This window comes from Bradyrhizobium sp. IC3123, assembly GCF_020193625.1.
GTDB lineage: Bacteria > Pseudomonadota > Alphaproteobacteria > Rhizobiales > Xanthobacteraceae > Bradyrhizobium > Bradyrhizobium yuanmingense.
The window spans coordinates 40,986-52,768 of sequence record NZ_JADYVF010000025.1 but is presented as its reverse complement, the minus strand read 5'-3'; the positions used below and the strand labels follow the sequence as shown (position 1 = coordinate 52,768).

Sequence of the window (11,783 nt, the reverse complement as noted above, 5' to 3'; positions counted from 1 at the left end):
CCCCGAGGCCGCAGATCGAGGCCGCCCTGCCCCCGCCGCCACCGCCGGTGAAGCCGGTTGATCCCGTTCCTGCGCCGAGCACGGACGGTGGGCCGAGCGCTGCCGCCCTGGCTGACGATCCCACGATCAAGAGCCTGACTGCCAAGATTGCCGCCAACCCTGACGACGTGAACGCGCTGTACCGCCGCGGCCAGGTTTATGCCAGCAAGGGCGCCTACAGCCTCGCCATCAAGGATTTCGACGACACCCTCCGGATCAATTCGAAGGACGTCGAGGCCCTCAACAACCGCTGCTGGACCCGCACCGTGGTCGGCGACCTCCAGGCCGCGCTGAAGGATTGCAACGAGGCGCTGCGGCTGCGGCCGAACTTCGTCGATGCACTGGACAGCCGCGGGCTTGTCAATCTCAAGTCGGGCGCGGTGAAGAATGCGATCGCCGATTTCGACGCGGCCCTGAAGATCAACCCGCGCCTGACGTCCTCGCTCTACGGACGCGGCCTTGCCAAGCAACGCAACGGCTCGGCCCAGGAGGGGGCGCTGGACATCGCCAATGCCAAGGCGATGGATCCGAACATCGTTCAGGAATTCGCAAGCTACGGAGTGCGCTAGTATTTTTTTGAGTCGGGCCCCCGTCCAAGGCTCGAACCTTGAACAGCCCTGGGAAGACCAATGGGCGGATGCCGCAACAGGCTTTTTCGGGGGCGTGTTGCTTGAATTTTGAGAGCACGTGAGCTGGCTGCGCAGGAGGGACTGGGAATGAGATCGGCTGCAAATTGGCTTACCGCGATTCTGTCCATCATCACCGTCGGCGCCGCGCTGTCGCTGCCGACCTCGGCCGCATATGCGGGCGATGACGGCAACAGCAAGAATGTCACCGAGGACGAGATCGTCCGCGCGCTGGCGCCGGCGCCGAAGAAGCCCTTGACGCGCGGCCTCTCGATCGGTCCGCAGACCGCCCCTGCACCGAGCGCGACCGACTCCAAGCTGATCCAGTCGGTGCGCGGCCGCTCGACGCGTTCGCTGTCGTCGACCGAGCGCGAGGAAATCGCCTTGGCCGCCAAGGACAAGCCGAACATCGATCTCGAGATCACGTTCGACTACAACTCCGCCAATATCAGCGCCAAGTCGCTGCCCTCGGTGCAGGCGCTCGGCCGCGCCTTGACCAGCCCGGATCTGAAGGGCTCGACCTTCGTGGTCGCCGGTCATACCGACGCCGCCGGCGGCGAAGCCTACAACCAGGACCTCTCGGAGCGTCGCGCCGATTCGATCAAGCGCTACCTGGTCGAGAAGTACAGCATCTCCGCGACCGATCTCGTCACCGTCGGCTACGGCAAGAGCAAGCTCAAGGACCCGAACCAGCCGCTGGCGGAGGCCAACCGGCGCGTGCAAGTCGTCAACATGGAAAACAAGACCACCGCATCGAAGTGAGCACGACGAATCCATTGCCAGTGACAAGTCGTGATGTCGTGTAAGGTCTCGTTTCCAAAGCGCGTCCCGCAGCCTTGCGGGACGCCGCTTCATGTCAGAAAAGCGCTCCGTTTGGGCCTCGCGCGGATGGCCGTGAGCCAGGTCAGGATGATCCGGCGATGAATTTGACTGAATATCTCAAGCCGGCCGGAACCGTGCTGTTCGTCGCCGCGCTCGGCATCGGCTATTATCTGTTCGAGCATCGCAAGCGTCCCGAGCCGAAGGAGACGCAAAGCGAGGCGCTCGTCATCGTGACGAAGTCAACCAATGCCTGCTTCTCCGATCTGGTGCGGGTGACCGGCTTCTTCGTACCGCGCCGCGAGGCGGTGGTCGTTGCCGATCAGGAAGGCTCCAGGGTCACCGACCTCCTGGTCACCGAGGGCACGATCGTCGCCGACAATCAGGAGCTAGCGCGCCTGACCGCGCCGCCGCAGATTCCGGGCCAGCCGCAGCGGCCCGGCCCGCAAGGCCCGATCTCGCTGAAAGCCCCCGCGCCGGGCCTTGTCACCGAAGTCCGCACCATCGTCGGCGCGCCGGCCTCGCCGCAGGCCGGTCCGATGTTCCGCATCGCCGTCAACAACGAGATCGAGCTCGACGCCCAGGTTCCGGCGGTGCACATGTCCAAGCTCACCTCCGGCGCCACCGTGCGGATCAGCCGCGACGATGCGCCCGACCTGATCGGGCGGGTCCGGCTGGTTGCACCCGAGATCGACCGCGCCACGCAACTCGGGCGGGTCCGCATCAGCGTCGCCAACAACCCCTCGCTCAAGGTCGGCGTGTTCGCTCGCGCCTCGATCGACGCCAAGCGAAGCTGCGGCGTCTCGATCCCGAAGACCGCGATCGATCACCTCACGGTGCAGGTCGTCAAGGGCAATGTCGTCGAGACACGCAAGGTGCGGGTCGGATTGTCGTCCGACAGCGCGACGGAAATCCTGGAAGGGCTGCAGGTCGGCGAAATCGTCGTGGCCGACGCCGGCTCTTCGCTCCATGACGGCGACCAGATCAAGACCATGTTCGCCGATGAACTCGATCGCACGCGGGTACGCTGATGGCTCTCAATATCTCGGCATGGTCGATCCGTAATCCGCTGCCGTCGGTCGTCTTCTCCATCATCCTGCTGGTGCTGGGTTGGGTGTCCTTCACCAAGCTTGCGATCACACGGCTGCCCTCGGCCGACATCCCCGTGATCTCGGTGGCGGTGTCGCAGTTCGGCGCCGCACCGGCCGAACTGGAATCCCAGGTCACCAAGACGGTTGAAGACGCGGTCTCCGGCGTCGAGGGCGTCAGGCACATCACCTCGTCGATCACCGATGGCCTGTCGGTCACCACGATCCAGTTCGCGCTCGAGACCAACACCGATCGCGCGCTCAACGACGTCAAGGACGCGGTGACGCGCGTGCGCTCCAACCTGCCGCAGAACGTCACCGAGCCGCTGATCCAGCGCGTCGACGTCATCGGCCTGCCGATCGTGACTTATGCAGCGATCTCGCCCGGCAAGACGCCGGAGCAGCTCTCCTATTTCGTCGACGACGTGGTCAAGCGCGCGCTGCAGGGCGTGCGCGGCGTCGCCCAGGTCGAGCGCATCGGCGGCGTCGAGCGCGAGATCCTGGTCTCGCTGGATCCCGATCGCCTGCAGGCGATGGGCCTGACCGCGGTCAATGTCAGCCAGAGCCTGCGCGGCACCAATGTCGACGTCGCCGGCGGCCGCGCCGAGATCGGCAAGAACGATCAGGCGATCCGCACGCTCGCCGGCGCCAAGACGCTTGGCGATCTCGCCGGCACCATGATCCCGCTGTTCGGCGGCGGCGAGGTCCGGCTCGACGATCTCGGCACCGTCACCGACACCATCGCCGACCGCCGAACCTTCGCCCGCTTCAACGGCGAGCCGGTGGTCGCGCTCGGCATCAAGCGCTCCAAGGGCGCCAGCGACGTGAAGGTGGCCGAGGCCGTGCAGAAGCGCATCGATGCGCTGAAAGCCGCCTATCCCGACGTCGACCTGAAGGTGATCGACACCTCGGTCGAATACACCAACGGCAATTACCACGCGGCGATCTCGACCCTGTTCGAAGGCGCGATCCTCGCCGTGATCATCGTGCTCTTGTTCCTGCGCGACCTGCGCGCCACCATCATCGCCGCGATCTCGCTGCCGCTGTCGATCTTCCCGGCGTTCTGGGCGATGGACCTGCTCGGCTTCTCGCTGAACCTCGTCAGCTTCCTCGCCATCACGCTCTCGACCGGCATTCTTGTCGACGATGCCATCGTCGAGATCGAGAACATCGTCCGGCACATGAACATGGGCAAGTCGCCCTACCGGGCCGCGCTCGAGGCCGCCGACGAGATCGGCCTCGCCGTCATCGCGATCTCGCTGACCATCATCGCCATCTTCGCGCCTGCGAGCTTCATGTCGGGCATTGCCGGACAGTTCTTCAAGCAGTTCGGCATCACCGTTTCGGTGCAGGTGTTCTTCTCGCTGCTCGCCGCGCGCTTCGTCACGCCGGTGCTGGCCGCCTATTTCCTCAAGCACAGCACGCACGAGGAGCCGCCGCCCGGCCTCATCCTGCGCTCCTATCACCGCATCGTGGCCTGGTCGGTGAAGCACTATTTCGTCACGGTGCTGATCGGCCTCGGCGTCTTCGCCGCCTCGATCTGGAGCATCACGCTGCTGCCGCAGGGCTTCCTGCCGGCCCAGGACAGCGCGCGCTCGCTGCTTGCGCTCGAGCTGCCGCCGGGCACCCAGCTCGCCTACACCGAGAAGGTCACCGAGGACATCGTCGCGCGCCTGCGCAAGCGGCCCGAGGTCAAGAGCATCTTCGTCGACGGCGGCCGCGTCCCGCCGGGCACCCAGGAGGTGCGCCGCGCCGCCCTGATCATCAATTACACGCCCAAGGACAGCCGCGACATCACCCAGCGCGAGCTCGAATTCTCCATCAGCCAGGAGCTGGAGAACGTTCCCGATATCCGCTTCTGGTTCCTGGACGAGAACGGCCTGCGCGCGATCTCGCTGGTGGTGACCGGCGTCGACCCCAACATCGTCAACAACGTCGCGAGCGAGCTTGCGACGCAGATGAAGCGCATTCCCACCATCGCCAACGTCATCTCCGAAACTTCGCTGGAGCGCCCCGAACTGCGCATCGAGCCGCGCGCCGATCTCGCCGCACGGCTCGGCGTCTCCACCGAAAGCCTGTCGCAGACCATCCGTGTCGCCACCATCGGCGACGTCGGACCGGCACTCGCCAAGTTCGACGTCGGCGACCGCCTGGTGCCGATCCGCGTGCAGCTCGAGGACGCCGCCCGCGGCGATCTGAAGACGCTGGAGCAGCTCCGCGTGCCGCTCGGCGAGCGCGGCGAGAAGGGCGGCGTGCCGCTTTCGGTCATCGCCGACGTCAAGCTCGACCAGGGTCCGACCAGCATCGGCCGCTACGATCGCGAACGGCAGGCGACCGTTGCCGCCGACCTCGTCGGCTCCGCCGCGCTCGGCGATGCCACCAAGAAGATCTACGACCTGCCGGTCATGAAGACCCTGCCGAAGGGCGTGAAGGTCTCGCCCTCGGGCGATGCCGAAAGCCTGAACGAATTGTCCGAGGGTTTCGCGACCGCCATCACGGCGGGGCTGATGATGGTCTATGCGGTGCTGGTGCTGCTGTTCGGCACCTTCCTGCAGCCGATCACCATCCTGTTCTCGCTGCCGCTCTCGATCGGCGGCGCGATCGCGGCCCTGCTCGTCACCGGCAAGCAGCTCACCACGCCGGTGTGGATCGGCATCCTGATGCTGATGGGCATCGTCACCAAGAACGCGATCATGCTGGTGGAATTCGCCATCGAGTCCATCAAGGCCGGCACGCCGCGCGAGGAGGCCATGATCGACGCCGGCATGAAGCGCGCCCGTCCGATCGTGATGACCACGATCGCGATGGCCGCGGGCATGATGCCGAGCGCCCTGGCCGTCGGCGCCGGCGGCGAATTCCGCTCGCCGATGGCGCTCGCGGTGATCGGCGGCCTGATCTTCTCGACCCTCCTGTCGCTGGTGTTCGTGCCCGCGATGTTCATGGTGATGGACGATTTCGGCGCCCTGATCTGGCGCTTCGCCAAGCGGCTGATCGTGCACAGCGAGGATGCGGAGACGGACCATCATGGGGCTGCGGAGGCGGAAGCCAGGCCGGCGGTGACGAGCGTCGCACGGCCCGCGGCGGAGTAGGGTCCACGCCGCTTGGAAGCCCACGGTGGCGCAAGTCGTTTGCGTCCGCTAGCCTATGGCATGGCCTTCGCGCATCACGATGGACCCTGCCGTCTGCACTGGCAAAGCTTGCATTCGCGGGCTGCGTTTTCCGGTTGCGCGGCTGCTCGGCCTGCTGGCGGCCGGCGAGACGCGCGAATCGATCCTCAATGAATATCGGTATCTCGAGCGCGAGGACATCGATGAGGCACTGCGATACGCGGCGTTCCTCGCCGAGGATCTAGCCGTCGATCTGTCTCCACTCGCCGAGCAAGAGTGAAACTGCTCGCCCTACTCGTTCCGCGCGATCGCGGTCAGCTTGGTCATGTTCCGCAGCAGGATCCGGCCGCGCTGGAGATCGAGGATCGCTTCCTTGCGCCAGGCCTGGAGCTGGCGGTTGACGCTTTCGCGGGCGGCGCCGACGAAGACGCCGAGCTGCTCCTGCGAGATATGGACCTCGGAACCGAAATCGGCGGCGAGCGCGCAGAGCCGCCGCGCCAGCCGCACCGGCAGCGGCTGCAGCATGGATTCTTCCATGCGCTCGCTCTGCCAGCGGATGCGCTGGCACAGCAGCGCGATGATCTTGATCGCGACCTTGGGCTCGCGCTCGAGGAAGCCGAGGAAGTCTTCGCGCCGCAGCACGAACAATTCGCTGGCCTCGCCCGCGGTCGCGTCCGCCGTCCGGTTCTGGCCGTCCAGCACCGCGACCTCGCCGAACAGGTCGCCCGGCCCCATGAAGTTCAGCGTCAGCCGGCTGCCGTCGGCGGCGCCGGTCTCGATGCGGACCTGGCCGCGGCGCACGCCGAACAGCGCATTGCCGGGATCGCCCTTCTGGAACAGCACCTCGCCGCTGGCCAAATGCTGGGTGTGGCAGAGATTAGACAGCCGCTGGAGCTCGTCTGCGCCAAGATCGGCGAACATCGGGTTCATCTTCAGGATGACCGCAAATTCGGCCTGCTTGCTCATGTCAATGTCCTTGTGAACGTGCTGGTCATCGTCTCTTGGCAAATCGTCTTGGCAAATCGCTTGAAACCATCAACCTCAGGATCGCGTAAAACAGCGCCGGAGAAGTGTGTCATAAGTCACATAACTTTGCAGCACCCCCTGACTATTTTTACGCGCTTGGAGCCGCTTCCCGTCCGGGGATAAACTCCGGGCGCAAAGGACGGGTGATCGGCCGGGTTCGGCGCGGATTGTCCGTTGCTGGAAAGTCGACATGAGAGCATTGAAATTCGTCGGCGGGGCTTTGGCCGCCGTCATCGTCGTGATCGCACTTCTGCTCGTGGTCGGGATCCCCTCGGGCTTCCTGACCTCGACGATCGCCTCGCGCCTCGAGAGTGCGACCGGCTATCGGCTGTCGATCGACGGCACCACCAAGATCAGCCTATGGCCGACGCTGAACGTCACGCTGAACGACCTCACGCTGGCCGACCCCAAGGACCGCAGCGGCATCACGCGCCTGACGATCGATCGCGTGCAGGCCGACATGTCGCTCGTGAGCGTGTGGTCCGGCAGGCCCGAGATCAGCGAGCTCGTCGTCACCCATCCCGTGCTCTACCAGCCGCTGCTCCGCGAACGCCTGCCGAATGCAGCCGCGCCTGCGAAGCCGCTCGCGCTCGACACCAAAGGCGCCACCATCGACCGCATCAAGGTCACCGACGGCGAAGTGGCATTCTCGCGCCTGCGCGACCGTGTCGAGGGCCGCATCAGCGCCATCAACGCCGACGCGACCCTGGACCGCGACCGCAAGGTCAATATCACCGGCACCGCGCGCGTCGGCGATCACCCGACCAAGTTCGACATCAAGGCGGCCTCGCCGGCCGAACGGCCGGCGTTTCATGTGGATTTCGCCATCGATATGCCCAGCGTGCTGAAGTCCCAGCTCACCGGCCAGGCCGAGATGCGGCTGAGCGGCAATGTCGTGATGATCAACGGCGTGAACGGCAGGCTCGGCGATGGCGCCTTCAATGGCTGGGCTTCCGTCGACATCGCGAGCAAGCCGCTGGTCAAGGTCGATCTCGACTTCCATCGGCTCGCCATGCCGCTGGCGAAATCGCCGGAAGGCGTGTCCGGGCAGCCCTGGAGCAATGCGCCGATCGACGTCTCGGGGCTCAACTATGTCGATGCGCAAGTGCGGATCTCCGCCAACGAGGCGGTGATCGGCGATGCGCGCATTGCGCCGCTGGCGCTCGACGCCAAGCTCGCCGGCGGCGTGCTGAAGGCCGGCACGGCCAATCTCGGCGCCTATGGCGGCCAGGTCTCGGGCGAGGTGATCCTGGACGCGACGACCGGCGCGCCGAGCTTTGCCATGCATTCCGACCTCGTCGGCGTGCGCGCGCTGCCGCTGCTCCAGAGCCTTGCCGAGTTCGATCGCATCGACGGCAAGCTGCAGGCCAAGCTCGCCCTGCGCAGCGCCGGCAACAGCCAGCGCGCGCTGATGGCGAACATGCAAGGGACGGCCTTCGTCAATTTCCAGGACGGCGCCATCCGCGGCATCAATGTCGCGCAGATGATCCGCTCGCTGACGACGAGCACGCTCTCCGGCTGGCAAGGAAACCAGAATGGAAACCAGAACGGAAACCAGGACCCGAGCCAGGAGCAGAGCACGGATCTGTCGCAGCTCTCGGCCTCCTTCCGCATCGACAAGGGTCAGGCGGTGACGACCGATCTCAACCTGATCGGGCCGCTGGTGCGCGTCACCGGCGCCGGCACCATCGCGCTCGACACCAAGATGATGGGCTTTCGCGTCGAGCCGAAGCTCGTGATGACGACCGAAGGCCAGGGCCGCACCTCCGAGCCGGTCGGCTTCGGCATTCCCGTGATGATCCAGGGCTCCTGGTCGCAGCCGCGGATCTATCCCGACATGGCCGGCATGCTGGACAATCCCGACGCCGCCTATGCCAAGCTGCGCGAGATGGGCAAGGGCCTGTTCGGCCCCGACGGCGCCGGGCTCGGCAACATCCTGGGCAGCCTCGGTAGTAACCTTGGTCTTGGTGGCGCCGCCGCGCCGGGCAGTGGCAATGCAACCGGCAATGCCAATCCGCAAGGCCAGCAACCGGGGCAGAACAATCTGCTTGGCGGCCCGCTCGGGGAGGCGATCGGCAATCTGATCCAGCAGGGTCTCTCCAGCGGCGCGGGGAGCGGCACTGGCACCGGCACCGGGCGCAACCGCAGCCTGCCGGCAACGCCCTCGACGCCGGCGCCGCAGGCCTCCCCTGCGGCCCCCGCCCTGGAGGATCCGCCGGCCGCGCAGCAGGACAGTCAGCCAATGAACGACGTGCTGCGGCAGCTCTTCAACCGCTAAGCTCCCTCCTTCGAACAGATCGGGCTGCGACCATCGCCGCCCGTCCACCTGCCCAGGAGGCCACAGGGGGTAACCACACCGGCCGGTCCCCGGCCGCGCGACGGCCCTTCGGTCCAAATTGTGCTAGAACGGCTTGGAAGGGCCTGTACGGCCCATAGCGCGCAGCGTCAGTGGCGGCGCGAGAGGATCGGGATGGCAGGAGCGAACGACAAGACACGATCTCTGCGCGAGGGCCTGTTCGCCAAATACGTCGTCTCCCTCGTCGGCCTCGTCGTGTTCGTCCTTGCCGTCAACGGGGCGATGGAGACCTGGATCTCCTACCGCGCGACGCGGACACAGCTGACCGACGGCCTGGAGGACAAGGCGCAGGCGGCCGCCCGGCGCATCGAGCAGGCGATTTCCGAGCTCGACCGCCAGATCAGCTGGGTGACGCGCGCGAGCCAGGACACGCTGGAGAAGCGCCGCGCCGACTATGCGTCGCTGCTGCACCAAGTCTCGGTCGTCAACCAGCTGTTCCAGCTCAACGGCGACGGCCGCGAGGTGCTGCGCGTCTCCAGGCAATCGACCACGACCGGCGGCAATGCCGACCTCTCCCGCGACGTGCGCTTCACCGACGCCGTCGCCCGCGGCGTCACCTACGCGCCGGCCTGGTTCGCCGACCGGACGCCGTTGATGTCGATCTCGGTGGCGCATTCCGGCTTCAATGCCGGCGTCACCGTGGCCGAGATCGACCTCGGTTTCCTCTCCGACTTCCTGTCCGACGCGCAAGTCGGCAAGGCCGCCTTCGCCTATGTCGTCGATCCGCGCGGCCGGGTGCTGGCGACGTCATCGAAAGGGCCCGAGATCGGCAAGGACCTCTCCAAACTGCCGCAGGTGGCGGCCGCGATCGCGCCCGGCCACGAAGCCGAGACGTCGGGCACCGACTTCAACGGCCATGCGGTGATGAGCGCCGCGAGCATCGTGCCGAAGCTCGGCTGGAGCGTGCTGTTCGAGCAGCCGACCACGCAGGCCCTGATGCCGATCCGCGACCAGCTGGTGCGCATCGCGCTTCTGATCGGCATGGGCCTGATGGTCGCGATCCTCGCCGGCACGCTGCTCGCCCGCCGCATGATCATCCCGATCACGGCGCTGCGCGACGGTGCGCATAAGCTCGGCGAAGGCGATTTCAGCCACCGCATCGACGTGCACACCTCCGACGAGCTGGAAGACCTCGCCGGGCAGTTCAACCGCATGGCCGACCAGATCCAGGAGACCTATTCGAACCTGGAGAGCAAGGTCGAGGAGCGCACCCGCGATCTCGCGCAGTCGATCCACGAGCTCAAGGTGCTGGAGGAGGTCGGCCGCGCGGTGGCCTCCTCGCTCGATCTCAACGCGGTGCTTGCAACCATCGCCGCCCGCGCCATCGAGATCACCCGTGCCGATGCGGTGCTGATCTACGGCTTCGACGCCGAGACACGCCGCTTCAACCTGGTCGAGGCCAACGGCATCGACAAATCCGCCGAGGGCGCGCATGTCACCATCGCCCAAGGCGGCAACATCCTGAGCGATGCCGCCGACAGCGGCGAGCCGATCGCGCTGGCCGAGCTCGGCGATGCCGCCGAGCAGCCGCTGCGCGAGGCCGCGCTCGCGGCCGGCTTCAACTCGGTGCTGGTGGTGCCGCTGATCGACCAGCAGGGCACGCTCGGCTCGCTCGTGGTACTGCGCCGCGCCACCGGGGCGTTCGCGCCCAGCATCATCGGCCTGATGCGCACCTTCGCCAACCAGGCCGTGCTGGCGATGCGCAATGCGCAGCTGTTTACCGAGGTCGACCACAAGAGCCACGCGCTGGAGGCGGCGAACACGACCGTGCGCGCGCAAGCCGACAAGCTCCGCGAGCAGACCGAGCAGCTCAAGGACTGGAACAAGTCGCTGGAGGAGCGCGTCCGGACCCAGCTCGGCGAGATCGAGCGCATCCGCAAGCTCGAGCGTTTCCTGGCGCCGCAGGTGGCGCAGCTGATCGCCTCCTCCGACAGCCCCGAGGGGTTGCTCACCAGCCAACGCCGCGAGGTCACGGTGGTGTTCTGCGACCTGCGCGGCTTCACCGCGTTCACGGAGGCGACCGAGCCGGAAGAGGCGATGAACGTGCTGCGCGAATATCACGCCGCGCTTGGCCAGCTGATCTTCAAGTACGAGGGCACGCTCGACAAATATGCCGGCGACGGCGTGATGATCCTGTTCAACGCCCCGATCCAGTTCGAGGACCACACCAAGCGCGCTGTGAAGATGGCGGTGGAGATGCGCGACACGATCGGCCCCCTGACCGAGCGCTGGCGCAACCGCGGTCATAGCCTCGGCTTCGGCATCGGCGTCGCGCTCGGCTATGCCACGCTCGGCCAGGTCGGCTTTGAGCAGCGGCTGGAATATGCCGCGATCGGCAGCGTCACCAACCTCGCCTCCCGCCTCTGCAGCGAAGCCAAGCCCAACCAGATCGTGGTCAGCCGCCGCGTCTACGGCATGGTCGAGCCTTTCGTCGAAGCCCGCGCCCTCGACGATCTCCAGCTCAAGGGCTTCAATCACCCCGTGCTGGCGATGGAGATCCTGAGCTGGCGCGAGGAGGTGGAGAACGTGGTGGATGCGGCGGCGGTGCGGCGAAGGGGGTAGCCGCAAACAAAACTGCGAAAACAACCCCATGCACAGTAGGCAGGGGCTTTGGGATAAATGACTTACGGCAGGCCGCGTGCCGCGCAATTTGACACGTCGGGCAAAACACCGGCAGATTGGCAGCATCCCAGCTCCCTCTCACGAACCACATCCCTCCTCC

General features: G+C 66.3%; 8 protein-coding genes. 7 read left to right on the top strand and 1 reads right to left on the bottom strand.

All coding sequences use genetic code 11. The features are described from left to right. The 5 genes from I6F20_RS36545 to I6F20_RS36525 form a co-directional block, all read left to right on the top strand. Positions 1-608, top strand: a 608-nt coding sequence (locus I6F20_RS36545) for a tetratricopeptide repeat protein (RefSeq protein ID WP_225131196.1), incomplete at its 5' end; no start/stop codon positions are given. Positions 609-755: 147 nt separating this feature from the next. After that, positions 756-1,427, top strand: coding sequence for an OmpA family protein (locus I6F20_RS36540; protein WP_036015976.1), 672 nt, complete (start codon positions 756-758; stop codon positions 1,425-1,427). Positions 1,428-1,585: 158 nt separating this feature from the next. Then, on the top strand, positions 1,586-2,515 hold the full coding sequence (locus I6F20_RS36535; RefSeq protein WP_036015974.1) for an RND family efflux transporter: 930 nt from the start codon (positions 1,586-1,588) through the stop codon (positions 2,513-2,515). After that, positions 2,515-5,661, top strand: a complete 3,147-nt coding sequence (locus tag I6F20_RS36530; RefSeq protein WP_109141777.1) for an efflux RND transporter permease subunit — start codon at positions 2,515-2,517, stop codon at positions 5,659-5,661. The genes I6F20_RS36535 and I6F20_RS36530 overlap by 1 nt, the downstream gene beginning before the upstream one ends. A 79-nt stretch (positions 5,662-5,740) precedes the next feature. Next, complete coding sequence (locus I6F20_RS36525; protein ID WP_249787995.1) at positions 5,741-5,959, top strand: DUF433 domain-containing protein; 219 nt, start codon at positions 5,741-5,743, stop codon at positions 5,957-5,959. A gap of 11 nt (positions 5,960-5,970) precedes the next feature. Here I6F20_RS36525 and I6F20_RS36520 read toward each other — a convergent pair whose 3' ends face one another. Further along, positions 5,971-6,645, bottom strand: coding sequence for a Crp/Fnr family transcriptional regulator (locus tag I6F20_RS36520; RefSeq protein ID WP_036044931.1), 675 nt, complete (start codon positions 6,643-6,645; stop codon positions 5,971-5,973). Positions 6,646-6,895: 250 nt separating this feature from the next. On the opposite strand from I6F20_RS36520, the gene I6F20_RS36515 reads away from it, so the two are divergent. Beyond that, a complete protein-coding gene (locus tag I6F20_RS36515; RefSeq protein ID WP_225131192.1) occupies positions 6,896-8,983 on the top strand; it encodes an AsmA family protein in 2,088 nt (695 codons plus the stop codon). Between the two features lie 192 nt (positions 8,984-9,175). Beyond that, complete coding sequence (locus I6F20_RS36510) at positions 9,176-11,623, top strand: adenylate/guanylate cyclase domain-containing protein (protein WP_225131171.1); 2,448 nt, start codon at positions 9,176-9,178, stop codon at positions 11,621-11,623. The last annotated feature ends 160 nt before the right edge of the window (positions 11,624-11,783 follow it).